Genomic DNA, 22,432 nt, shown 5'->3' with positions numbered 1-22,432 from the left:
AATGAGTTTCATCGGCCAACTGCCTCGCTTTGCCGTCGTCGCTGCGCTTGCTCTCACGACCCCCGCACTTACTTCCATCGTGCACGCCGAAGGCGCGCAGCCCGTCGCACAAGGCAGCGAAGCAGCTGCGGCAGACGCCGCAAAGAAGGGCGTCGCAGCCACAACCATCGACAGGGTCAAGCAGGCCGCCCAGACCGCCACGGATATTCTCAGCCGCGTCCCATGCCGCACACCAAAGGGCGGCACGAAGGCCATGGGAACGCTGCCGCATGTGGCCGGCAAGCTTGCCGCCCATAAGCCGGTGGTGATCGTTGCATTCGGCTCGTCCTCGACTCAAGGCCATGGCTCGACGGCGCCGGAATTCACCTATCCCAACCGCCTCGCGGCGCAGCTCCGCCGCGCCTATCCGGGCGCCGACATCACCGTGCTCAATCGCGGCAAGGGCGGCGAGGATGCACCGGAAATGATGGCGCGGCTCCAGGCCGAGGTGATCAATTCGAAGCCGGATCTCGTGATCTGGCAGCTCGGCACCAATGCGGTGCTGCGCAATCTCGATCCGGGCGAGACCGGCAAGATGATCGAGGACGGCGTCGGCCGCATCCAGGCCGGCGGCTCCGATGTGGTGCTGGTCGATCCGCAATACTCACCGGCGACGGTGGAGAAGCCCGAAAGCACCAGCAAGATGCTGGCGCTGATGCATAAGGTCGCCGAATTGCGCAAGGTTGGATACTTCCCGCGCTTCGAGGTGATGAAGGAATGGCACGAGGGCCAGCAGATGGCGTTCAGCTCCTTCGTTATCGCCGACGGTCTGCACATGAACGACTGGGGCTACGCCTGCTTCGCCCAGCTGCTCGGCGACAACATCATCAAATCGGTCGGCACCATCAAGATGGGCACCAACGAGCCGGCCCAGCAGCAGGCGCAGCGGCCGCTGTAAGGCGCGACCGTAGGATGGGTTGAGCGGAGGCGCGAAGCGCCGGAGCGACAACCCATCGGCCGAGCCTGCGGCAATCGACGGAAGTGATGGGTTTGCGCTTCGCTCAACCCATCCTACGCTCCGGCGTTCTTGGCTTACGCCTTCGCCAATGCCGCTTCGAGATCCTCGATCAGATCGTCGCGATGCTCGAGGCCTGCGGAGAAGCGGATAAAGCCTTCGCTGATGCCGAGCTCCTGTCGCGCTTCAAGCGGCAGACGCTGATGCGTCGTGGTCGCCGGATGCGTAACCAGGCTCTTCGCATCGCCCAGATTGTTCGAGATGCGCGCGACCTTCAGCTCGTTGAGGACACGGAACGCCGCTTCCTTGCCACCCTTGACCTCGAAGCCGATCAGCGTCGAACCCGCACGCATCTGCTTCTTCACAGTTGCCGCCTGCGGGTGATCCTCGCGGCCCGGATAAATCAGCCGTGACACCTTTGCATGCTGGGCCAGCACATCGGCGATCGCCGCCGCCGTCTGCGTCTGGCGCTCGACACGCACCGCCAGCGTCTCCAGCCCCTTCACCAGCGTCCACGCATTGAACGGCGAGATCGAGGGGCCGGTCTGGCGCAGATAGTTGTGAATGTGCTCGTCGATAAAATCCTTCGACGACAGGATGATGCCGCCAAGGCAACGGCCCTGGCCGTCGATATGCTTGGTCGCCGAGTAGACGACCACATCGGCACCGAGCGCCAGCGGGCTCTGCCAGATCGGCGTCGCGAACACGTTGTCGACGATCAGCCGCGCGCCGCCGGCATGGGCGATCTTGGCGATGGCGCCGATGTCGAGCACGTCGAGGGTCGGATTGGTCGGGCTTTCCAGGAACAGCGATTTGGTGTTCGGCTTCATCGCCTTCTGCCACTGGTCGAGATCGAGGCCATCGACCAGCGTGAATTCGATGCCATAGCGCGGCAGCAGTTCCTCGATCACATAGCGACACGAGCCGAACAGCGCCTTGGCAGCGACGACGTGATCGCCCTGGCGCAGCGGCGCGAGGATCGCGGTGGTGACGGCGGCCATGCCGGTTGCGGTCGAACGCGCGGCTTCGGCGCCTTCGAGATCGATCATCCGGTTCTCGAACATCGACGTGTTCGGATTCGAGAAGCGCGAATAGATGAAGCCGGGATCTTCGCCCTTGAACCGCGCCTCGCAGGCCTCGGCGGTCTCGTAGATGAAGCCCTGGGTGAGGAAGAGGGCCTCGGACGTCTCGTTGAATTGCGAACGCAGGGCGCTGGAATGAACGAGGCGGGTTTCGGGACGATAGGACTTCGCAGACATGTGACCTCCAACGTGACCGCGTGTCGCGGGCACAAAAAAACCGGCCTGGACGGACGTCCTCAGGCCGGGATCGCATGCTGGAAGGACATGTGTCCCCGGCCTGTTTAGCGACTTATTTTACGTGGCTGCAAGCCGGCCGGCTCAAATCACCACGGGATAGGAACGTTCCTATTCCCGCTTGCGCTTGCCGTCAAGGCGCGCTTGAGATAGCCGGTAAAGTTACGGTTTTTCAGGGGATTGCCCCTGCAAGACGATCGAAGGACCTTAACCCGTGACGTTCACCCTCGCCCCCGATGCCGATGGAATTCTGCCCGACAGCATGATCGAGGCGATGGCCGAGGCCGGCCTGATCCTGCCCGAATATGATTTCGTCGAAAGCCAGATCCAGCCGGCCAGCCTCGATTTGCGTCTCGGTCCCATCGCCTACCGCGTCCGCGCCAGCTTCCTGCCTGGGCCGAATGTCACCGTCGCGGAACGCATCGATGAATTGAAGCTGCATGAGATCGATCTCTCCGAAGGCGCGGTGCTGGAGACCAACTGCGTCTACATCGTACCGCTGCTGGAAAGCCTGGCGCTGCCGCCGCATATCTTTGCTGCGGCGAACCCGAAGAGCTCTACCGGCCGCCTCGATGTCTTCACGCGTGTGATTGCCGATGGCACCCGTCGCTTCGATGTGATCGGTGCGGGCTATCACGGCCCGCTCTATGCCGAGATCAGCCCCAAGACCTTCCCGGTGCTGCTGCGCGAGGGCTCGCGGCTGTCGCAGGTGCGTTTCCGCGTCGGCGATGCCGTGCTCGACACCGAAGCCCTCGAGGAACTGCATGCGTCGGAGCCTTTGGTCGATATCGACGATGCCGATCTCAAGGGCGGCCTCGCCGTCTCTGTCGATCTGTCCGGTGAAAATGCGTCCGGCTTTGTCGGTTATCGCGCCAAGCGCCACACCGGTGTCGTCGATGTCGATCGTCGTGGCGGCTACGCCATCGAGGATTTCTGGGAGCCGATCCATGCGCGCGCCGACCGCACGCTCATCCTCGATCCCGGCGAATTCTACATTCTCGCCTCCAAGGAAGCCGTGCAGGTTCCCCCGGATTACGCAGCCGAGATGGTCCCGTTCGATCCATTGGTCGGCGAATTCCGCGTGCACTATGCCGGCTTTTTCGATCCCGGCTTCGGCCATGACGGCGCCGGCGGCAAGGGCTCGCGCGCGGTCCTGGAAGTGCGCTCGCGCGAAGTGCCGTTCATCCTCGAACACGGCCAGATCGTCGGCCGCCTCGTCTATGAACGCATGCTGGATCGCCCAGACTCACTCTACGGCCAGCGCATCGGTTCGAACTATCAGGGCCAGAACCTGAAGCTGTCGAAGCATTTCAAGGTTTAAGGACGTCGCCGCGGATTCAGCGGCGTGCCTGCATATAAATCGGCAACGCGGCAACGGAATTTGAGGTCCTGAATTTCGATTTCAGCATCCGCCTCGGTCAGCACGGTCGAGGTCCAGCCTTCGCCTGTGCGTAGCTCGAATTGGACCGCTATGTGATCCTGCGTGACGATGAGCAAAGCGACGCAAGGCGGATGCGAGCGATAGAGTTCGCATTTAACATCGATCCATTCGCGCCCGGTACCGGGGATACCGATCTGATCCGAAGACGACACGATCTCGGCCAGTAAATAAGCCGCATCGAAATAGCGCTGCTCAAGCTCGAACTCCGCATCGATGACGGCTACATCGGGCTCTGGCTCGTAGACCTTGCCGTCAAGGACAAAGGCTTTAAAGCCAGATCGCTGGGTTGCCATGAGCGGCAGACCTTGCCGGTCAAAGCTATTGTTCAGCAACCGACTAAGATTGTCTGCAATCCGATTATGAACGAGTTTCGGCGGCGTCATCATGACGGGTACGCCGGCCAGTAGTTCCCAGCGCTCATGATCGGGGCGATGCTTCTGGAAGTCACGGAATTCCTCCGCAGACATCTGCCGGCCGGTCCGGCCTTGCATGACGGCAATACCCATCACCAATTCCCTTCGCTGGCTGCACGGTACTACAAACATAGCGCCTGCGAAAGCCGGGTTCCGCTCGCCACCGCTCGACGAAAAAAGGCCCGCATGGAAAATGCGGGCCAGGTTTTCTGGAGTCCAAGTCGATAGTTCAGGGGTCGCGACGCCAGTCTTAACCGGCGTCGCTGGTCGCAAACTTACTGAACGAAACCGCCGCCCAGATTGCCGAGGTTGAAACGGTAGTTCAGGCCAGCCTTGATCGAGTGCTGGTCGTTCTTGAAGCTGCCGGGGCCGCCCACTGGAGCGATGAAGTTGACGGTGCCGAAATCGTAGTACTGATATTCGAGCTTGCCCGACCAGTTCTGGGTGAACAGGTATTCGAGACCGCCACCGACGGTGTAACCGTCGCGACCACCGTCGCCACCGAAGCCGTTCGAGAAGCGGGTGTCAGCCCAGGCGTAACCGCCCTTGGCGTACAGCAGGGTCGGACCCCAGGTGTAGCCGAGACGGCCGGTCACCGAGCCGAGGCCACGATTGTCGATGTTGCTGTTGGTCGAGAGGAAGCTGTAATTGGCTTCCAGACCGAGCACCCAGTTCGGTGCGAACTGCATGTCGTAACCGCCCTGGACACCGCCGAGGAACGTGCCGTCACGGCTGCCAGCGAGCACATTGTCTTCGCCCGGGAAGCCACCACCGATGTGACCACCGATGTAGAAGCCGGTCCAGTTATAGATCGGCGTAGCCGGAGCTGCGTAAGCCGGAGCCTTGGTGTACGGACGAGCTGCCAGATCGGCTGCAGACGCGGGAGCAGCCAACGCGACCATGGCAACGGCTGCGGTCGAAAGCAGAAACTTCTTCATAGATAATCCTCTCAATCCCAAACTGGATTGCGGCGAACCTAGACGATTGCGCAGAGATTGCTGTCACAGCCGTGCAACACGGCGCGAAACGAAAGTGGCAGGATTTTCAGCGACGTCGTGCTTCGGACACAGGCTCGCCGCATTCCATCGACGATGCGTGTCTGCGCGTTCACATCTGCGAGAGATTCATGCTGAAGCGGAACCTTTCTCGCATTCGTAAAAGATGTGTTAGTGCTTTTACAAGCGCTCGGGATGATGCCGGGTGCACAGGGCAAGGGACGAACCACGCGATGGCCACCACGACGGCAGCCGACACATACGCGCCACGCACGATCAAGCTGAATGCCCGCGACAATGTCGCGATCGTGGTAAATGATTTCGGACTGCCTGCGGGAACCCTGCTCGCTGATATCGGCATCACGCTGCGCCAATTCGTGCCGCAGGGACACAAGCTCGCACTCGTTGAAATCCCGCAGGATCAGCCGATCATTCGCTATGGTGAAATCATCGGCTACGCGCTCGACACGATCGCTGCCGGCGATTGGGTGGAGGAAGCGCGCATCCATATGCCCGACGCGCCGGAACTCGATCGACTCGATATCGCGACGGCAACGCCCGCACCGCAGGAGCCGCTGACCGGCTACACATTCGAAGGTTTTCGCAATCCCGACGGCTCGGTCGGCGTGAAAAACATTCTCGCCATCAGCACCTCAGTGCAATGCGTCGCCGGCACGCTCGATTTCGCGATCAAGAAGATCAAAAGCGAACTGCTGCCGCGCTATCCCAATGTCGATGACGTCGTCGCCGTCACCCACGGCTATGGTTGCGGCGTCGCCATCAATGCGCCCGACGCCTACATCCCGATCCGCACGCTGCAGAATATCGCACGCAATCCGAATTTCGGTGGCGAGGTGATGGTGGTCGGTCTCGGCTGCGAGAAACTCGCACCGGAACGCCTGCTGCCGACCAACGACCCAGCCAGCATGATGCGGCTGCAGGACGAAGGCAATCAGAGCTTTGGCGACATGGTGGACACCATCGTCACCATGGCCGAAGCGCGCCTCAAGATCCTGAATGCGCGCAAGCGCGAGACGGTGCCGGCCTCTGAGCTCGTGATCGGCCTGCAATGCGGCGGCAGCGATGCATTTTCCGGTGTCACGGCCAATCCCGCGCTCGGCTTTGCCAGCGATCTGCTGGTGCGCGCCGGCGCCACCGTGATGTTCTCCGAAGTCACCGAAGTGCGTGATGCCATCGAATTGCTGACACGCCGCGCAGCGACGGTGGATGTCGGCCGCGCGCTGGTGCGCGAAATGGATTGGTATGATGCCTATCTCGCCCGCGGCGGCGCCGATCGCAGCGCCAATACGACGCCCGGCAACAAGAAGGGCGGCCTCGCCAATATTGTCGAGAAGTCACTCGGCTCCATCGTGAAGTCCGGCTCGTCAGCGATCACAGGCGTGATCGGCCCGGGTGAACGCGCGACAACAAAGGGCCTGCTATTCGCGGCCACACCAGCCAGCGATTTCATTTGCGGCACGCTGCAGCTCGCTGCCGGCATGCAGATGCAGATCTTCACCACCGGCCGCGGCACGCCTTACGGCCTTGCACAGGCGCCGGTGATCAAGGTCTCAACGCGCACCGAGCTCGCAAAGCGCTGGTCCGACCTGATCGACTTCGATGCCGGCCGCATTGCGTCAGGCGAGATGACCATCGAGGAAGCAGGCTGGGAGCTGTTCCAGCTCATCCTCGACGTCGCCAGCGGCCGCAAGCAGGTGTGGGCGGACAAATGGGGACTGCACAACGATCTCGTGCTGTTCAATCCGGCACCGGTGACGTGAGATCGTAGGGCGGATGAGGCGAAGCCGTAATCCGCCGCAGAGTTTCAACTTTGACCTCGGCCGGCGGATGACGCTGCGCTCATCCGCCCTACGGCGAGCCTTATAACGATGCCGCCTTGTCGCCGGCCGGCGTCACCCGCCAGATGACATTGCCGACATCGTCAGCCACCAGCAGTGCACCCTTCTTGTCGAAGCGCACGCCCACCGGACGCCCTTGCGCTTCACCCTTCTCGCTGAGGAAGCCCGTCAGCACATCCTGCGGCTTGCCCGATGGCTTGCCATCGGTGAACGGCACGAAGATCACTTTGTAGCCACTCTGCGGCTGGCGATTCCACGATCCGTGCTGACCGATGAACGCGCCGTTCTTCATGTTGGCCGGAAACAGATCACCCGTATTGAAGTCGAGGCCAAGCGAGGCGGTATGCGCGCCGAGCGCGTAATCCGGCTTGATGGCTTTCGCCACGAGATCCGGCCGCGGCGGCTGCACGCGGGCATCGACATTCTGACCGTAGTAACTGTACGGCCAACCGTAGAACCCGCCATCCTGCACCGACGTCATGTAGTCCGGCACGAGATCGCTGCCGATCTCGTCGCGCTCGTTGACGACCACCCATAGTGCGCCACTCTGCGGCTGCCAGGCCGGGCCATTGGGGTTGCGCAGGCCGGATGCAAACAGCCGCTTGGCGCCGGTGGCGCGATCGATCTCCAGCACGGCCGCGCGATCTTTCTCCTCATCGAGGCCGTTCTCGGCGACATTGCTGTTGGAGCCCACCGTCGCATAGAGCTTGCTGCCATCGGCGCTGGCGGTGAGGTCCTTGGTCCAGTGATGGTTGCGCGGGCCGCCCGGCAAGTCCGCAACCTTGGTCGCGGCTGCAGTGATCTTGGTGTCGCCGGTCTTGTAGGGGAATTTCACGACGGCATCGGCATTGGCGACGAAGAACTCGTCGCCCACCAGCACCATGCCGAACGGCGACGCCAGGTTCTCGAGAAACACCGTCTTGGTTTCCGCCACGCCGTCACCGTCGGCATCGCGCAACAGCGTGACGCGATTGGCCGATGGCGTCTTGGCGCCGGCACGCTTCATCACAAGACCCTGCACCCAGCCCTTGATGCTGAACGATGCGGCCTCGTTGGGCGGCGCATTGCTCTCCGCCACCAGCACGTCGCCATTGGGCAGCACATAGACGGTGCGCGGATGGTCGAGCCCCGTCGCGAAAGCATTCACGACCATGCCCTCGGCCGCTTTGGGCTTGACGCCCTGCGGCCAGCCCACGGCCTTCGACATGTTGATCGTCGGGATCAGCGTCTTGTTCGGCTCGACCAGCTTCGGCGTCGGCCCGAAATCGTCGCCCGCAGCGATTGTCGATTTCTCGTTACATCCAGCAAGCGGCAGCGCCACGATGAGAACAGCGGTGGAGAGCAGGAATTTTTGGCGCATGGAATTTCCTTGTGGTGACGGAACTCAATGCGCGCGATGCAGAAGCGTTCGATCGCCCTGCATGAATTTCATGTGAAGCGACGCGTGGTCGCAGCTATGGTCGGCGCCAACAATCATGGGGGACGGAAGCGATGACCACAGCGCGTGACGACGCCACATGGACACGCTGGCGCAGCGTTGCCGATCTCTATCACGCCACCTTTACCGGCCTGATCCTGACCACCGTCACACGCCGCGGCACGCCCGATGCGGCCGAATTCGTGTTTCGCATCTTCCGCCGCCAGCAGCAGGAGCGTTTTATCGCCGGCCTCGACAAGCTCGGCCTGTCGCATCTGCCACCCGCGGTCGCCGCCGCGCAATATCACTATCTCTCCAACTGGATCGGCGGCGTCTCGGTCGAATATATGTACGAGACCGATCGCAAGGCCTGGATTCGCTACCCGCCGCCGCGCTGGATCTGGCGCGGCACCGCGATCTGCGGCATTCCCGGCGAGGTTTCCCGCGCCATGCTGCGCGGCTGGCACGCCAATAATGGCGCAGCCCTCGGCAATCTCCGGCTCGGCTTCGTCTGCACCAAGCAGAGCGTCGATGGCCAGGATGGACTTGAGGGCTATTACTGCGAATACGACCACGACCTGGAGCTCGATCAGCGCCTCGTCTTCGCGCGTCACCTCGAAGCGCCGGCCTTCGACCCCGCCAAGGCACCGGCACTGCCCGTCGATAGCTGGCCAAAGCCGCGGCTTGAAAAGGCCTATCGCAACTATGCGATGGAATATGTGCGCACCGCTGCACCCGTCGCCGTGCAACTGTTCGGGCCCAATGATGCCGGCTATCTGCTGCGCCTCACCGGCAAGCTGATCGGCATGCAATATTACGACGAGGTCGCCGCAAGCTTCGGCATGACCCGCGGCGATGCCACGACCTTTGCGGATGTCTTTACGGCCTTGCTCGCGGCACAGGATGACGAATTCACCATGGATAAATCCGCCGGTGTTGTCGCCATCCGGCAGACAACATGGCGACTGATGGACGGTGTCACCGACGCCCATCCCGCCTGTGCCGATCTCCTGCGCGGCATGATCGAAGGCCTCGCCGCCGGCTGCGGGCGCAACATTCCCATCACCATGACCGCAGAGCGGAACGGTGCGCACCGGTTCACCTGGACCATCGGCTAGACACCCTCATACTGCAGTGCAAATCGCCCAGCCCCCATGCAGTCGGCGCGTATGGCTTGGGCCGCGAACGGTGCTAGGAAGGCTGGTGTCCGGCACTCAAGACCGGACGATCAGGGAGACTGCATGTCCGAGGTCGTGTTCGCCGAACGCCCATTGGTGGATGGCGACAAAGCGCCGCTTCCCGAGCTGAATGCCCCGGCCAAAAACCCGCTGCTCGACCACGCCGTGCTGCCGACCTTGCTGCGTCTCGCCTGGCCCAATGTCGTGGCGCTCTCCGCCGGCACCATCGTCGTCATTTTCGAGACCACCTATATCGGCCGCCTCGGCACCGAGGCGCTGGCAGCCATGGCGCTGGTGTTTCCCTTCGTCATGCTCACCATGACCATGTCAGGCGGCGCCATGGGCGGCGGCGTGTCCTCGGCCATCGCGCGGGCGCTCGGCGCCGGTGACCGCGAGCGCGCCGATACGCTGGCGGGGCATGCGCTGCTGATCGCCATCTGCTTCGGCCTCACTTTCACGGTGGGCATGCTCACTTTCGGCGCCACGCTGCTGCAGCTGCTCGGCGGCCGCGGCAACGTGCTGAGCCAGGCGCTGGCCTATATCACCATCTTCTTTTCCGGCGGCGTCATCCCGTGGCTGATGAACACCTTTGCCGCCATCCTGCGCGGCACCGGCAATATGAAGATGCCCTCCGCCATGCAGACGAGCGCCGCGGGACTGCAGATCGTGCTCGGTGGCACGCTCGGCCTCGGCCTCGGTCCCATCCCGCAATTCGGCATGGCCGGCGTCGCAGCGGGCACACTGACGGCGTTCTCCCTCGGCACCGGCGTGATGGGCTGGTACGTATTTTCCGGCCGCGCGCGGGTGCGTCCGAAGGTCAAAGGCTTTCGCATTCAGCGCGGCATGTTCTTCGACATCTTGAAAGTCGGCGCCATCGCCTGCTTCAACCCGCTGCAGGGCGTGCTCACCCTGCTGATCTTCACCCATATGCTGGCGCATTACGGCACCGAAGTGCTGGCCGGCTATGGCATCGGCGCGCGGCTCGAATTCATGCTGACCACGCTCGCCTTCGCCGTCGGCATTGCATCGGTGCCGGCCGTCGGTATGGCCATCGGCGCCGGCCGCATCGACCGCGCACGCCGCATCGCCTGGACCGGCTGCGCCCTGGCGTTCGTGATCGTCGGCCTGCTCGGCACGCTGGTCGCGATCTTCCCCCATGTCTGGGTCAATCTGTTCACCAGCGATCCCGACGTGCGCATGGCCAGCCGGACCTATCTCGCCACCTGCGCGCCCATGTATGCCTTTCTCGGCCTCGCCACGGTGAGCTACTTCTCGTCGCAGGGCGCTGCCAAAGTGCTGGGTCCCGTGCTGGCGCAGACAGTCCGGCTCGGCTTCGTCTGCGCCGGCGGCTGGTATCTGCTGTCCATCGATGCGCCGGCCACCAGCTTCTTCTGGCTCGCTGCGGCATCCATGGTGCTGCTCGGCACGCTGTCAGCGCTCAGCGTGCTGCTGACGCCCTGGGGGCCGAAATCCGGGCCGGTGCCCGAGGTCCGTCCCGCACTGTCCTGAGAGCCTTCACTGCGCGCGTGGTGAGGACGCCGAGAGCAGCGCATCGAACAGATTGGTGGCCGGTCCCGAGCGCGCGCCCTCGATCGAGAGCAGCCGCGATTTGGTGACGATCCCCGCATTGCCGGCAAAGCCGGATGTCTGCCCGGGCGCCGTGATCGCGCGATGGCACGGCACGATGATCGCGAACGGATTGCGCGCCACCGCATTGGCCACGGCATTGATCGCACCGCTGACGTAAAGGTGGATCGCGATCTCCGCATAGCTGCGGGTTTCGCCGCGCGGAATCCGGCGGATCGCCTCATAGACCCGGCAGTTGAATTCCGGAATGTCATAGGTGTCGAGCGGGATATCGGAGAGATCGGCGGGTTTGCCGTTCAGCAGCGCCACGATGCCGTCGATGGCCATCTGCACATCTTCCGGCGGCCGCCATTCACGCGCCTCGGGATATTGCTGCAGCAACCGCCGCCGCGTCTCCAGCTCGCGCACCTCCGGCAACTGGACGCCAACGATCCCGGCCTGGCTCCATGCGATGCCGCATCTGCCGACCGCCGTATCGAAGATCGTATATCCCTGCCCAGCCATCCCGAGTCGGATGTTAGCAGGCAAACAGCTTTCGCCAACCGGAAATTGCAGGTGCGGGGATACTCCCGTCTCTGTAGGATGGGTTGAGCGGCGGCCGAAGGCCGGCGCGACAACCCATCGGCGGAGCCAGCCGCAAAGCACGACTGATGGGCTTTCGCTCCGCTCAACCCATCCTACGGCCGCGGAGCCAGCCCCCTTGGCGGATCACCGATCCTCGGCTAGAGCAGGGGGCATGCGGGCGTAGTTCAATGGTAGAACGGCAGCTTCCCAAGCTGCATACGAGGGTTCGATTCCCTTCGCCCGCTCCAATCCCCCATCAGATCCAGAGCTATCGCAGATCATTGCCGAAGCAGCTCGCGGCCATCCTTCGAGACGCTCGCTGCGCGCGCTCCTCAGGATGAGGAGGAGCGATAGCGCCATAGGAAACCCTCATGGTGAGGAGCCCGCGAAGCGGGCGTCTCGAACCATGCAGGCCGAGCACTCTCCCCATCCAGGTGCGATAGCCCCCTCAGATCGGATAAGCCTGCGGACCCGTCTCGATGGTGATCCAGCGCAGTTCCGTGAATTCCGCGATCCCGGCCTTGCCGCCGAAACGGCCATAGCCGGATGCCTTGGTGCCGCCGAACGGCATCTGCGCCTCGTCATGCACCGTCGCGCCGTTGACGTGGCAGATGCCGGATTCGATGCGTTTCGCCACCGTCAGCGCACGGGCGATGTCGCGCCCGAACACCGAGGCCGACAGGCCATATTCGGTGTCATTGGCGACCCGCACGGCCTCGTCCACGCCATCCACCCGCACCACGCTGACGATTGGACCAAACGATTCCTCGCCATAGATCCGCATCGACGAGGTGACGTGATCGAGCACCGTGGCCGACATCAGCGTGCCTTCGACGCGCCCGCCGGCCACCACACGCGCGCCCTTGCCGACGGCGTCCTTGATCAGCTCCTGCATGCGATCGGCCGCGCTGGCGTCGATCAGGGAGCCCAGCGGCGCATTGCCCTGGCGCGGATCGCCGGCGACGAGCTGCTCCGCCTTCACCGCGAGCTTGGCGACGAACGTATCCGCCACGTTGCGATCGACCACGAGACGCTCGGTGGACATGCAGATCTGCCCCTGATTCATGAAAGCACCGAATGCCGAAGCAGCCACCGCCGCATCGAGATCGGCATCCTCCAGCACGACCAGCGGCGCCTTGCCGCCGAGTTCGAGCAGCACGGGCTTGAGATGCGTCGCCGCCGTCTGCGCGATCAGGCGGCCGACGCGCGTGGAGCCTGTGAAGTTGATCCGCCGCACGGCCGGATGCGCGATCAATGCCTCGATCAATGCCGGCGCATCTTCCGGCGCATTGGTGATCACGTTCATGACGCCCGGCGGCAGGCCCGCCTCGCGCAGGCATTCGCCGATCAGGCGATGCGTGCCTGGGCAGATCTCGGATGCCTTCAGGATCACCGTATTGCCGCAGGCCAGCGGCAACGCCACGGCGCGGACGCCGAGAATAACCGGCGCGTTCCACGGGGCGATGCTGAGCACGACACCGGCCGGTTGGCGCACCGCCATCGAAATACAGCCGGGCTTGTCGGACGGAATGACTTCGCCGGAAATCTGCGTCGTCATCGCGGCAGCCTCGCGCAACATGCCTGAGGCGAGATGCACGTTGAATCCAGCCCAACCCGCAGTCGCACCGGTCTCGGCGGCCATCAAGGCGATGAATTCAGGCGCCCGGCTGGCGAGGATATCGGCGGCCTTCAGCAGGATGGTCCGCCGCGCTGCAGGACCTGTTGCCGACCATGCCGGGAAAGCTGCTGCCGCGGCATCGGCGGCGCGCTTCGCATCGGCGATCGTGGCTGCGGCCCCGCGCGAGGCGACGTCACCCGTAATCGGATTGAGGCGGTCGAATGTCGCGCCGCCGCTGGCTTGCGCGTCTTCGTTCTCGATCAGGAGGTTGATGATGTTCATGGCGATCTCCTCGGTTGATTGGTGATGAAAGACGGCGCTCTAGGTGACGCCGCCGAGATAGGCGCGGCGTACGGAATCGTCGGATTGCAGGTCGGAAGCAGACCCGCTGCCGGTGACCCGGCCGTTTGCGATGACATAGCCGCGATCGGCGATGCGCAGGCTTTCGCGCGCATTCTGCTCGACCATCAGCACTCCCATTCCGGTCTCGCGGATGCTGCCGATCGCAGCGAACAGCTCCTTCACCAGCAGCGGCGACAGGCCGAGCGACGGCTCGTCGAGCAGCAGCAGCTCCGGATTGGACATCAACGCGCGGCCGATGGCGACCATCTGCTGCTCGCCGCCGCTCATGGTGCGCACCGTCTGCTTCAGGCGCTCGCCGAGGCGCGGAAACAGCGTCAGCACCTTGTCGCGTTGCTGCGCCTCGATGGCGCGCGCCCGTTTCGGATTGGCCCCCATCAGCAAGTTTTCAGCGACCGTCAGTTCGCCGAACACGCCACGCCCTTCGGGCACCAGCGCCAGACCACTATCGACGATCAGATGCGCGGGAAGCGCCGACAGATCCTGCCCATCCAGCTTCACCCGTTTTTCCGGTCCGCATTTGATGAGGCCCGCAATCGCTTTCAGCAGCGACGATTTGCCGGCACCATTGGCGCCGAGAATGACGACAAGCTCGCCACGCTTCACGTTCAACGCCGCATCGCTGAGCGCGCGATGCTGCCCGAAACTGACATTGATGCCGGAGACCTCAAGCATCTTCGGGCGCTCCCAGATAGGCTTCGATCACGGCGGGATCGCGCAGCACGGCGTCGGTCGGTCCATCTGCGATGCGGCGCCCGCTGCTCATCACCACGCAGCGGCTGCACAGCGAGCGGATCGCATCCATCACATGCTCCACCATCAGGAGGGACAACCCCTCGTCCTTCAGCGAGCGGATCAGCGCGATGCCGATCTGCAGTTCGGACGGATTGAGGCCGGCGAGCCATTCATCCAGCAGCAGCACGCGCGGCCGCAACGCCAGCGCGCGTGCCAGTTCGAGCCGCTTGCGGTCGATGTAAGTGAGCTCCGCCGCCGGACGCATGCTGTGATCGGCCAGGCCGACGCGTGCGAGCAAATTTTCGACGGACACATCGCCGTCACGCCCGCGATGATTGAACGCCAGCCCTGCCCGCACATTGTCGCCGCAGGTCATGCCATCGAGCACGCGCACCAGCTGGAACGTCCGCGCGACGCCCAGCCGTGCAATCCTGAATGTCGGCCATCCCGCGATGTCGGTGTCGCCGAGCATGATGCTGCCGGCATCGGGCCGCAGCACGCCGGAGATCAGGTTGATCGCGGTGGTCTTGCCCGATCCGTTCGGCCCGAGCAGGCCGACGATTTCGCCGGCATGGACGGTGAAGCCCATGTCATTGACGGCGACGAGACCGCCGAAACGGCGGGTCAGGCCCTCGACCTTGAGGATGGGTGTGCTCGACGACATCATGCGCCACTCCCTTGCGTCACGGGGCTGCGACGGAATTGCCTGATCTTCTCGATCAGACCGACCACGCCGGAGGGCAGCGCATAAACGATGAGCAGGAACACCACGCCCATGATCAGCGTCGATGTGCTGGGAAACCGTGCGGAAAGAAATTCGAACAGCAGCGTCAGCGGGATTGCACCCAGCGCCGGTCCCCAGAAGCGATGCGCGCCGCCGAGCAGCGCCATGATCACCACTTCGAACGAGATCGTCGCATTGAAGGCGATGGATGGCTCGATATAGGTCCAGCGCGGCGCCATGATCGCGCCGACCAGGGTCATGAACACCGCCGAGATGACGAATAGCGCGACCTTGGCGAAGGTGACGTTGATGCCGCAATGCCGGGCTACCGTTTCATCCTCGCCGATGATGCGCAGCGCGAACCCAAGCCGCGATCGCGCGATCAGCCAGCCGGTCGCAAACACGATCACCGCCAGTGCCAGCAGCTGCCAGTAGATGTCCTGCTGGGTGATATCGAGGAAGATATAGCGGCCGAGCACGCGGCTCTTGTTGACCTCGAACCAGACCACGAGCTGCTTCACCAGTTCGGCCAGGCCGAAGGTGAAAATGACAAAATGCACGCCGCTGAGGCGCAAGGTCGAGAGGCCGACGATCGCGGAGGTGACCGCACCGATCGCCGCGGCCACCGCAAGCACCAGCGGCCACGGCAATTGCTCGCCGAGCACGGCCACCGTGTAAGCGCCGACACCGAAGAAGGCTGTCGTCGCCAGCGAGACATAACGCGTGGGGCCGGAGAACAGGCCCCATGCGGTGGCAAGGATGGTGAACTGCAGCAGCGTGATGCCGAGCGCGAGATGATAGGCATCGACGAGGGACGGCAGGATGGCGAGGCCGGCAATGGCTGCGATGCCAATGGCGCCGATCAAAATCTGTGACGCACTCATCGGCCGACCCTTCCGAAAATGCCGGCGGGGCGCACGAGCAGGACAGCGAGAAACAGCGCGAAATTGACGGCGATGGTGAGGCCGGGATCGATATAGGTGGCGACCAGCGCCTCGCTGAGGCCGAGCAGCACGCCGGCGACAAGGCACCCCATCAGATTGCCGATGCCGCCCATGACCACGACGATCAGCGCCTTCATGGTGAAGACCACGCCCGATGTGGCGCTGAAGGTGAGGAACATGCTGATCAGCACGCCGGCAGACGCGACCAGCGCACCACCCGCGGCAAAGGCCAGGGCCGACAATTGCGGCACATTGATCGCCACCAGCGGCGCGGACGCGGGATCGACGGCGACAGCGCGGATGGATGTGCCGATGCGCGTGCGCGTCAGCAGCAGATACAGCACGGTGCCGAGCACGACGGCGAGGGCAAAGGCCACCAGGCGATTCATCGCCAGCACTTCGCCGACCACGGTCACCGGAATTGCTAGGAACGAGTAGCTGAAATAGGCGCCGCCGAATAGCGTGAGCAGAATGCCCTGCACGATGAACATCAGGCCGAAGGTGGCGAGAATGCTGTCGACCTCCAGCGCATCGCGCGTGCGGGCACGACGCACCAGCGGCGTCAGGAAGATCTTGTAGAGCAGGAAGCTGACGACAAAGCTGACGGGCACGATGAGGATCAGGCCGACCAGCGGATTCACCGCCCATGCCGTGAACAGAAAATAGGAGGCAAAGGCCGAACCGATCAGGAATTCGCCATAAGCGAGATTCATGATCCGCGCCACGCCATATTGGAGCGTCAGCCCCATGGCGATGAGCGCATACATTCCGCCCAGCACGAGGCCGGTGAGCACCGCGTTCGTCATTCCATCATTCCGGATTGCTGGCGCATGATCTCAGTCAAGATCATGCGCCGATAAAGCCTGTCGCGATTACTGCGTGGTCCAGGCCGGCTTCGGCAGGACCGGCTGACGCGCACCGGCATTGCCCGATGGCGCGACCCCGTAGAACTCGCCGCCCTGCCACTGGCCGACCCACCAGTAATTGGTCGGCATGTTGTTCTCGAACTTCACCTTGCCGATCACCGTATCGAAGCTGCCGGTCTGCAGGTCCTTGATGACCGCCGCGCGATCGACCTTGCCGACCCGCTCGATGGCCTGCTGCAGCATCTGCAGGCTCGCAAAGGTGACGGCGCTCGCCCAGCGATCCGGCTCGGCGCCGTTTGCAGCCGAGGCCTTGTGGCGGGCGAGATAGTCCTTGATGGCCGGGCTGTCGCCGCTCCAGCCGCCGATGCCCATCACGCCCTCAGCATTGGCGCCGAATTTCCCCTTGAACAGCGGAAACGCCGTGCCGACGCCAGTGTAGTAAACCTTCGGATTGAAGCCCGAGATGCGCGCCTGTTCGGTGATGGCGATCGTGTCCGGCGGATAGCTGAAGGCGATGAAGGTGTCGGGATTGAGCGCCTTCACCTCATTGACGATGGGGCCGAGATCCTGCGTGCCGACCGGATAGGTCTTGTCGTAAGCGAGCTTGAACTTTGCCGCTGCCAGCGCCGGACGCGCTGCGGCCGAGAGATCGATGCCGAAGCCGTCGGCGATGCTCACCATGGCCACGGTGTCGCCGATCTTGCCTTCGCCGCGCAGCTTCACCAGCAGTTCGACCAGCGTCTTCGAGGCATCGGCGCTGGTGCCGAGCAGCCAGAAACTGTTGGGCCAGCGCTTCGCCAGTTCGGGCGCGCGGTCGGTGACGGCGGTGGAAGCGAGATGCGGATAGCCGGCCTTGTTGAGGATCGGCCCGACCGCGAGATTGAGGCCGGTGCCCCAGGGCGGCAGGATGAAATCCACCTTGTCCTGGTTGATCAGGCGCTCCAGCGCCTTGGCCGCTTCCTCGGCGCTCGAGCGGTCGTCATATTGCACGACCTCGATAGGCACGCGCTTGTCGCCGAGCTTGAGGCCGCCGGCCGCATTCACTTCCTTGACCCAGAGTTCGTAATTCGGGATCGACGTCACCGCGGCACCACCGGCAGCCGGGCCCGTGCGCGAGATCGCATAGCCGATCTTGACCGAGCTCTGCGCCTGCGCCTGAACGCTCCAGCCGAGCGTCGCGCCCGCCATCATGGCCAGACCCGCGGCCCATGTCACTGCACGCTGTTTGGTTGCTGAACCCATGTCGTCCTCCCCTGTGAGTTGTGACGGCGCCTTTGCAGCGCTCGATGCGGGGAACACTAGTTGAGCACTGGGGCGCGTGAATTGGACGCATCCGGGGAAATATTGCACCCAGCCGTGTGATGCGATTGTATCCGCGCGACGGATTGTCCCATCACGAGGTGAGCCCAATGTTTGCGGATGCGATCGACCTCGCCGGAAAATCCTCCGCGCTGCATGTCGAACGCTTCACTTCCGGACTCGCGCCGCGCATCTGGTCGCTCCGCCAGACGCAACACCGGCACGCCCATCTGCTGGTAATGGAAAGCCGCCGCGGCACCGCCACCATGCGGGATTCCGTGATTGAGTTTGGCGCACCCGCGCTGCTCTGGCTGCCCTGCGGCTATGACGGCACGCTGCAGGTCGAGGCCGGCGCGCAGGGCTATCTGCTCACCGTCACCGATGATCTCCTGACGCAAACCATCGCCGGCTCTGCCGAGGCGCTGCATCTGCGCCGCACGGTCGATCGGCTGGTGCTCCTGGAGGACGCCAAGGCCTCGCAGGGATTTGCGGCCATGTCAGCCTCCTGCGCCATGCTGGCCGGTGAACTGGCGACGCCGGGCCGCGGCAGCGCCACGCTGCTGTCCGCGCATCTGCTGCTGCTCTGCCTGCATCTGTGGCGCGCGCTGATCGCCGAAGAGCCGGTGGACGACATCTCCCGCCGCGGCGATGGCCCGCGGCTGGTCGGCAATTTCCTGCAGATGGTCGAACTGCACTATCGCGACGGCTGGCCGATCGCCCGCTATGCCGCGGCTCTGGGTGTCACCGACGACCGGCTGCACGCCCATTGCAAGCGCGAGCGCGGCATCAGCCCGCGCGCCGTGGTGCATCAGCGCCTGATCCAGGAAGCCTGCACGCGGCTGCGCCAGCTCGATCTCCCCGTCGAGCAGATCGCCTATGGCCTCGGCTTCCACGACCCCGGCTATTTCAACCGCTTCTTCCGCAAGTATCAGAATGAATCGCCGGGGACATATCGGCGGCGTGCCAGACAGAATCCGGGACGGCAGGGGCCGTCCTACGCCGCCTGGCCGTAATGCAATCGTTAACCCGCGCTTAACCATGCGGGCCCAGCATTTGGACGTGCGACGGAACCGGACGTCTTGGGGAACCGGCAGTCGCGTCGAAAAGCCGTCCGGCGTAACGCCCGGACGGCTTTTTGCTAAACCGCTTTCGCCGCCGCGCGCCCTGCCGTTCTCCCCGAAAACAGACACCCGCCCAGAAACGTCCCCTCCAGCGAGCGATAGCCATGCATGCCGCCGCCGCCGAAGCCGGCGGCTTCGCCGACGGCATAGAGGCCGGGGATGATCTGGTGACCATCGCCGAATACGCGGGCATCGAGATCCGTCTCGAATCCGCCCAGCGTCTTTCGCGTCAGGATGTTCAGTCGCACGGCGATCAACGGCCTCTTCTCCGCATCCAGAATACGGTGCGGCTTCGCCGTTCGGATCAGCTTGTCGCCGATATATTTCCGCGCATTGTGCAGGTTCATCACCTGCGCATCCTTCACGAACGGATTGGCGATGGCGCGGTCGCGTGCCTCGATCTGCGCCTTGATGCGATCGAGCTTCAGCAGGTCATTGCCGACCAGCTCATTCATCGCCGTAACGAGATCGCCGAGATTGTCGCGCACGACAAAATCCGCGCCGTGCTCCTTGAACGCTTCCACCGGCGCCGGTGCGCCCTTGTTGGTGGCGCGGCGCGCGGTCTGCAGCCAGCTCTTGCCGGTGAGATCCGGATTCTGCTCCGACCCCGACAGCGCAAATTCCTTCTTGATGATCGCCTGCGTCAGGATGAACCAGGAATAATCGTAACCGGTGGACTGGATATATTGCAGCTGCCCGAGCGTATCGGAGCCCGGAAACAACGGCGCCGGCAGCCGCTCGCCCGTCGCATCGAACCACATGGACGACGGGCCCGGCAAAATACGGATGCCGTGCTTGGGCCAGATCGGATTCCAGTTCTCGATCCCCTCCACATAGTGCCACATGCGGTCGCGATTGATCAGCCGCGCGCCGGCGGCTTCCGTGATGCCGATCATGCGGCCATCCACATGGGCGGGCACGCCGGAGATCATCCGCTGCGGTGGCTTGCCGAGACGTTCCGGCCAGTTCTGCCGGACCAGATCATGATTGCCGCCGATGCCGCCGGAGGCGACGATCACCGCCTGCGCGCGCAGCGAGAATTCGCCGATCGATCGGCGCGGCGAACTCTCGCCGCGCTCGTTATTCGCAGGCTCGAGGATCGCGCCGCTGACGCCATCAACGGTTCCGTTGGTCATGCTCAGCGCATCGACGCGATGCCGGAACCTGAATGTCAGCAACCCTTTTGCGACTGCCTCGCGTGCGCGGCGCTCGAATGGTTCGACGATGCCCGGCCCGGTGCCCCATGTGATGTGAAAGCGCGGCACCGAATTGCCGTGGCCCATGGCGTCATAGCCGCCGCGCTCCGCCCAGCCGACGATGGGAAACACGCGATGGCCCATCGCGCGCAGCCAATCGCGCTTCTCGCCGGCCGCGAAAGCGAGATAGGCCTCGGCCCATCGCTTCGGCCAGTGATCTTCTTCGCGATCAAACCCCGCCGAGCCCATCCAGTCCTGATGCGCGAGTTCAAAACTGTCCTTGATTCCGAGCCTGCGTTGCTCCGGCGAATCGATGAAGAACAAACCACCGAACGACCAGAACGCCTGGCCGCCGAGATTCTGTTCGCCTTCCTGATCGACCACGATGACGCGCTTGCCGGCATCTGCAATTTCCGTTGCAGCCACGAGGCCCGCAAGGCCCGCGCCCACCACGATGACGTCAGTGACATCGTCGGCCATCGTTTCTCTCCCCATCATTTTGTTAAGAGAGATTGAAGGTGTTGCGGGAACTTTGGTCAACGGCAAATGCAGAATTGGCATTCCGTTGTTCCGCACTTTCCCGCACTGCATCCCGCGCGCAACACTCGTTTTGAATCGTCGCGGATGCGCGAGGTCCCGCTAGACAAAAACGCGTTTCGCCAACACGCTGACATGGTCCTGCATCACCAGGACAGACAGATTCGGCATCATCGTTTTGGGGCAGAGCATGAAGTTCGTGACCGGTTTGCTGGCGGCGGTTCTGTTGGTGGCAGGTGTCGGCGCGAGCCATGCCGTGGTGCGCATCGCCGATGATCGCGGCGGCCGCATCGGAACCTATGTCGACAAGTATCAGGGCCTGCGCTCCTCCGGCGAAACCGTCGTCATCGACGGCCTCTGTGCCTCGGCCTGCACCATCGTGCTCGGCGCCGTCCCGCATGACCGCATCTGCGTAACGCCGAATGCCACGCTCGGCTTCCATGCCGCCTGGGATCCGGGCGCGAATGGCCGTGCCGTCACCAATCGCGAAGCCACGCGCATGCTGTATTCGATGTATCCCGGCAATATCCGCCGCTGGATCGCCAAGCGCGGCGGCCTCAAGCCGCAGATGGTGTTCCTCCGCGGCCCGCAGCTCGCGAGCATGTACAAGCCTTGCTACATGGACGCCCGCGCAGCGATGCGGTGATCACGACCGCGGTAGACGAGGCCGGCGTGCGCTGTGGCGGATGCCGTGAATGACGATTTCGGCGGCCGACGCCTTGTAATAAACCAGATATGGATACGGGTAGACAACGGCACGCCGTAGGCGACTCTGTCTCGTCAATCGTCCACTTTCGGGATATTGAACCAGACGATCGATTACCTCCAGCAGGCGCGCCTTGACGCGGCTTGCGCCCTTTGGAGATTCGCGATCGATAAAGGCCAAAATCTCATCCAACTCCGCCGTCGCGCGAGTTGTATAGCGAAGCTTCATAGACCGTGCTTGGCCCAGATCGCACGGACCGCTTCGTCAGAGGCAAATTCGCCTCGCTCGGCCTGAGCCAACGACTCCTCAAATGAGGCCGCCTCTTCGGCTGTGAGCTCGATAACGGCTTGATCTTCGGCCACCAGATCCAGCAACATACGTGCAACTTCATCCTGCGCGTCGTCAGGAAGGTCCCGCACCGATGCAATCGCCTGGTCGAGTAAAGCCGTCATGGCGACAGACTATCAGTTTGCGCGCCTTTTGAAAGCGCATCGCTCTCCATCACTTGATCGCTGCGACCCTGCCGACGCTTGCCCGCGCCGGCAACTCGGCCTATCTGGAA

Annotated in this window: 21 protein-coding genes, 1 tRNA gene and 1 riboswitch; of the genes, 8 read left to right on the top strand and 14 right to left on the bottom strand. The window is 63.5% G+C overall.

The genetic code is table 11. The annotated features are described in order from the left end of the window. Window position 1: 1 nt before the first annotated feature. Window positions 2-937, top strand: a complete 936-nt coding sequence (locus tag AC1RQ5_RS04230; protein WP_398483932.1) for an SGNH/GDSL hydrolase family protein — start codon at window positions 2-4, stop codon at window positions 935-937. A gap of 134 nt (window positions 938-1,071) precedes the next feature. Here the strand turns inward: AC1RQ5_RS04230 and AC1RQ5_RS04225 are convergent, their stop codons facing one another. Beyond that, the gene (locus AC1RQ5_RS04225) at window positions 1,072-2,253 is read right to left on the bottom strand and encodes an O-succinylhomoserine sulfhydrylase (RefSeq protein ID WP_398483930.1); all 1,182 of its coding nucleotides are present in this window, start codon (window positions 2,251-2,253) and stop codon (window positions 1,072-1,074) included. Window positions 2,254-2,336: 83 nt separating this feature from the next. Further along, window positions 2,337-2,416: riboswitch (SAM riboswitch) on the bottom strand. Window positions 2,417-2,524: 108 nt separating this feature from the next. On the opposite strand from AC1RQ5_RS04225, the gene AC1RQ5_RS04220 reads away from it, so the two are divergent. Further along, a complete protein-coding gene (locus AC1RQ5_RS04220) occupies window positions 2,525-3,631 on the top strand; it encodes a 2'-deoxycytidine 5'-triphosphate deaminase (protein ID WP_493197196.1) in 1,107 nt (368 codons plus the stop codon). Here the strand turns inward: AC1RQ5_RS04220 and AC1RQ5_RS04215 are convergent. Then, window positions 3,628-4,257 (bottom strand): Uma2 family endonuclease, encoded by a 630-nt coding sequence (locus AC1RQ5_RS04215; protein ID WP_493197195.1) that lies wholly within the window; start codon window positions 4,255-4,257, stop codon window positions 3,628-3,630. The two genes, AC1RQ5_RS04220 and AC1RQ5_RS04215, sit on opposite strands and share 4 nt — an antisense overlap. 182 nt (window positions 4,258-4,439) lie before the next feature. Further along, entirely contained in the window at window positions 4,440-5,102 is a 663-nt protein-coding gene (locus AC1RQ5_RS04210) for an outer membrane protein (protein ID WP_493197194.1), read from the bottom strand. A 290-nt stretch (window positions 5,103-5,392) separates the two neighbouring features. Here AC1RQ5_RS04210 and garD point away from each other — a divergent pair, with 290 nt between their 5' ends. Then, window positions 5,393-6,940 carry a galactarate dehydratase gene (gene garD / locus AC1RQ5_RS04205; protein WP_493197193.1) on the top strand — a complete coding sequence of 516 codons (1,548 nt, stop codon included), beginning with the start codon at window positions 5,393-5,395 and terminating at the stop codon, window positions 6,938-6,940. A gap of 100 nt (window positions 6,941-7,040) precedes the next feature. On the opposite strand, the gene AC1RQ5_RS04200 is transcribed toward garD, so the two are convergent. Further along, window positions 7,041-8,378 (bottom strand): PQQ-dependent sugar dehydrogenase, encoded by a 1,338-nt coding sequence (locus AC1RQ5_RS04200; RefSeq protein ID WP_493197192.1) that lies wholly within the window; start codon window positions 8,376-8,378, stop codon window positions 7,041-7,043. Between the two features lie 131 nt (window positions 8,379-8,509). On the opposite strand from AC1RQ5_RS04200, the gene AC1RQ5_RS04195 reads away from it, so the two are divergent. Together AC1RQ5_RS04195 and AC1RQ5_RS04190 are read left to right on the top strand one after the other, a co-directional pair. Further along, complete coding sequence (locus AC1RQ5_RS04195) at window positions 8,510-9,553, top strand: hypothetical protein (RefSeq protein WP_493197191.1); 1,044 nt, start codon at window positions 8,510-8,512, stop codon at window positions 9,551-9,553. Between the two features lie 123 nt (window positions 9,554-9,676). Continuing rightward, complete coding sequence (locus AC1RQ5_RS04190; protein ID WP_493197190.1) at window positions 9,677-11,122, top strand: MATE family efflux transporter; 1,446 nt, start codon at window positions 9,677-9,679, stop codon at window positions 11,120-11,122. 6 nt (window positions 11,123-11,128) lie between these two features. On the opposite strand, the gene AC1RQ5_RS04185 is transcribed toward AC1RQ5_RS04190, so the two are convergent. After that, window positions 11,129-11,704 (bottom strand): methylated-DNA--[protein]-cysteine S-methyltransferase, encoded by a 576-nt coding sequence (locus tag AC1RQ5_RS04185; RefSeq protein WP_493197189.1) that lies wholly within the window; start codon window positions 11,702-11,704, stop codon window positions 11,129-11,131. Between the two features lie 234 nt (window positions 11,705-11,938). Here AC1RQ5_RS04185 and AC1RQ5_RS04180 point away from each other — a divergent pair. Next, window positions 11,939-12,012 (top strand) — tRNA-Gly (locus AC1RQ5_RS04180). A gap of 200 nt (window positions 12,013-12,212) precedes the next feature. Here AC1RQ5_RS04180 and AC1RQ5_RS04175 read toward each other — a convergent pair. From AC1RQ5_RS04175 to AC1RQ5_RS04150, 6 genes are all read right to left on the bottom strand, one after another. Continuing rightward, on the bottom strand, window positions 12,213-13,664 hold the full coding sequence (locus AC1RQ5_RS04175) for an aldehyde dehydrogenase (protein ID WP_493197188.1): 1,452 nt from the start codon (window positions 13,662-13,664) through the stop codon (window positions 12,213-12,215). Window positions 13,665-13,703: 39 nt separating this feature from the next. Further along, window positions 13,704-14,417 (bottom strand): ABC transporter ATP-binding protein, encoded by a 714-nt coding sequence (locus AC1RQ5_RS04170; RefSeq protein ID WP_493197187.1) that lies wholly within the window; start codon window positions 14,415-14,417, stop codon window positions 13,704-13,706. Further along, on the bottom strand, window positions 14,410-15,144 hold the full coding sequence (locus AC1RQ5_RS04165) for an ABC transporter ATP-binding protein (RefSeq protein WP_493197186.1): 735 nt from the start codon (window positions 15,142-15,144) through the stop codon (window positions 14,410-14,412). Before AC1RQ5_RS04165 ends, AC1RQ5_RS04170 begins: the two co-directional genes overlap by 8 nt. Then, entirely contained in the window at window positions 15,141-16,085 is a 945-nt protein-coding gene (locus tag AC1RQ5_RS04160) for a branched-chain amino acid ABC transporter permease (RefSeq protein WP_493197185.1), read from the bottom strand. Before AC1RQ5_RS04160 ends, AC1RQ5_RS04165 begins: the two co-directional genes overlap by 4 nt. Next, window positions 16,082-16,951, bottom strand: coding sequence for a branched-chain amino acid ABC transporter permease (locus AC1RQ5_RS04155; protein ID WP_398481764.1), 870 nt, complete (start codon window positions 16,949-16,951; stop codon window positions 16,082-16,084). The genes AC1RQ5_RS04160 and AC1RQ5_RS04155 overlap by 4 nt, the downstream gene beginning before the upstream one ends. Before the next feature lie 66 nt (window positions 16,952-17,017). Next, the gene (locus tag AC1RQ5_RS04150; protein ID WP_493197184.1) at window positions 17,018-18,253 is read right to left on the bottom strand and encodes an amino acid ABC transporter substrate-binding protein; all 1,236 of its coding nucleotides are present in this window, start codon (window positions 18,251-18,253) and stop codon (window positions 17,018-17,020) included. Window positions 18,254-18,420: 167 nt separating this feature from the next. On the opposite strand from AC1RQ5_RS04150, the gene AC1RQ5_RS04145 reads away from it, so the two are divergent. After that, window positions 18,421-19,323 carry an AraC family transcriptional regulator gene (locus AC1RQ5_RS04145; protein WP_493197183.1) on the top strand — a complete coding sequence of 301 codons (903 nt, stop codon included), beginning with the start codon at window positions 18,421-18,423 and terminating at the stop codon, window positions 19,321-19,323. Between the two features lie 125 nt (window positions 19,324-19,448). On the opposite strand, the gene AC1RQ5_RS04140 is transcribed toward AC1RQ5_RS04145, so the two are convergent. Then, window positions 19,449-21,107 carry an FAD-binding dehydrogenase gene (locus AC1RQ5_RS04140; RefSeq protein ID WP_493197182.1) on the bottom strand — a complete coding sequence of 553 codons (1,659 nt, stop codon included), beginning with the start codon at window positions 21,105-21,107 and terminating at the stop codon, window positions 19,449-19,451. Between the two features lie 247 nt (window positions 21,108-21,354). Between AC1RQ5_RS04140 and AC1RQ5_RS04135 the strand changes: the two genes are divergently transcribed. Then, a complete protein-coding gene (locus AC1RQ5_RS04135; protein ID WP_398481755.1) occupies window positions 21,355-21,810 on the top strand; it encodes a Clp protease/crotonase-like domain-containing protein in 456 nt (151 codons plus the stop codon). Here the strand turns inward: AC1RQ5_RS04135 and AC1RQ5_RS04130 are convergent, their stop codons facing one another. Together AC1RQ5_RS04130 and AC1RQ5_RS04125 are read right to left on the bottom strand one after the other, a co-directional pair. After that, window positions 21,811-22,098, bottom strand: coding sequence for a type II toxin-antitoxin system RelE/ParE family toxin (locus AC1RQ5_RS04130; RefSeq protein ID WP_493197181.1), 288 nt, complete (start codon window positions 22,096-22,098; stop codon window positions 21,811-21,813). Beyond that, the gene (locus tag AC1RQ5_RS04125) at window positions 22,095-22,322 is read right to left on the bottom strand and encodes a hypothetical protein (RefSeq protein WP_493197180.1); all 228 of its coding nucleotides are present in this window, start codon (window positions 22,320-22,322) and stop codon (window positions 22,095-22,097) included. Before AC1RQ5_RS04125 ends, AC1RQ5_RS04130 begins: the two co-directional genes overlap by 4 nt. Window positions 22,323-22,432: the final 110 nt, after the last annotated feature.

It is taken from the genome of Tardiphaga sp. GW821-FHT12E02 (assembly GCF_058807155.1).
Note: the sequence above shows the minus strand (reverse complement) of the source record. Positions and strands in the feature narration are given on the sequence as shown.

Excerpts from the sequence above, each read along its gene's own strand:
- AC1RQ5_RS04230 (WP_398483932.1), top strand. The coding sequence starts at position 2 with ATGAGTTTCATCGGCCAACTGCCTCGCTTTGCCGTCGTCGCTGCGCTT.
- AC1RQ5_RS04225 (WP_398483930.1), bottom strand. The coding sequence starts at position 2,253 with ATGTCTGCGAAGTCCTATCGTCCCGAAACCCGCCTCGTTCATTCCAGC.
- AC1RQ5_RS04215 (WP_493197195.1), bottom strand. The coding sequence starts at position 4,257 with ATGGGTATTGCCGTCATGCAAGGCCGGACCGGCCGGCAGATGTCTGCG.
- AC1RQ5_RS04210 (WP_493197194.1), bottom strand. The coding sequence starts at position 5,102 with ATGAAGAAGTTTCTGCTTTCGACCGCAGCCGTTGCCATGGTCGCGTTG.
- garD (WP_493197193.1), top strand. The coding sequence starts at position 5,393 with ATGGCCACCACGACGGCAGCCGACACATACGCGCCACGCACGATCAAG.
- AC1RQ5_RS04200 (WP_493197192.1), bottom strand. The coding sequence starts at position 8,378 with ATGCGCCAAAAATTCCTGCTCTCCACCGCTGTTCTCATCGTGGCGCTG.
- AC1RQ5_RS04195 (WP_493197191.1), top strand. The coding sequence starts at position 8,510 with ATGACCACAGCGCGTGACGACGCCACATGGACACGCTGGCGCAGCGTT.
- AC1RQ5_RS04190 (WP_493197190.1), top strand. The coding sequence starts at position 9,677 with ATGTCCGAGGTCGTGTTCGCCGAACGCCCATTGGTGGATGGCGACAAA.
- AC1RQ5_RS04185 (WP_493197189.1), bottom strand. The coding sequence starts at position 11,704 with ATGGCTGGGCAGGGATATACGATCTTCGATACGGCGGTCGGCAGATGC.
- AC1RQ5_RS04175 (WP_493197188.1), bottom strand. The coding sequence starts at position 13,664 with ATGAACATCATCAACCTCCTGATCGAGAACGAAGACGCGCAAGCCAGC.
- AC1RQ5_RS04170 (WP_493197187.1), bottom strand. The coding sequence starts at position 14,417 with ATGCTTGAGGTCTCCGGCATCAATGTCAGTTTCGGGCAGCATCGCGCG.
- AC1RQ5_RS04165 (WP_493197186.1), bottom strand. The coding sequence starts at position 15,144 with ATGATGTCGTCGAGCACACCCATCCTCAAGGTCGAGGGCCTGACCCGC.
- AC1RQ5_RS04160 (WP_493197185.1), bottom strand. The coding sequence starts at position 16,085 with ATGAGTGCGTCACAGATTTTGATCGGCGCCATTGGCATCGCAGCCATT.
- AC1RQ5_RS04155 (WP_398481764.1), bottom strand. The coding sequence starts at position 16,951 with ATGACGAACGCGGTGCTCACCGGCCTCGTGCTGGGCGGAATGTATGCG.
- AC1RQ5_RS04150 (WP_493197184.1), bottom strand. The coding sequence starts at position 18,253 with ATGGGTTCAGCAACCAAACAGCGTGCAGTGACATGGGCCGCGGGTCTG.
- AC1RQ5_RS04145 (WP_493197183.1), top strand. The coding sequence starts at position 18,421 with ATGTTTGCGGATGCGATCGACCTCGCCGGAAAATCCTCCGCGCTGCAT.
- AC1RQ5_RS04140 (WP_493197182.1), bottom strand. The coding sequence starts at position 21,107 with ATGGCCGACGATGTCACTGACGTCATCGTGGTGGGCGCGGGCCTTGCG.
- AC1RQ5_RS04135 (WP_398481755.1), top strand. The coding sequence starts at position 21,355 with ATGAAGTTCGTGACCGGTTTGCTGGCGGCGGTTCTGTTGGTGGCAGGT.
- AC1RQ5_RS04130 (WP_493197181.1), bottom strand. The coding sequence starts at position 22,098 with ATGAAGCTTCGCTATACAACTCGCGCGACGGCGGAGTTGGATGAGATT.
- AC1RQ5_RS04125 (WP_493197180.1), bottom strand. The coding sequence starts at position 22,322 with ATGACGGCTTTACTCGACCAGGCGATTGCATCGGTGCGGGACCTTCCT.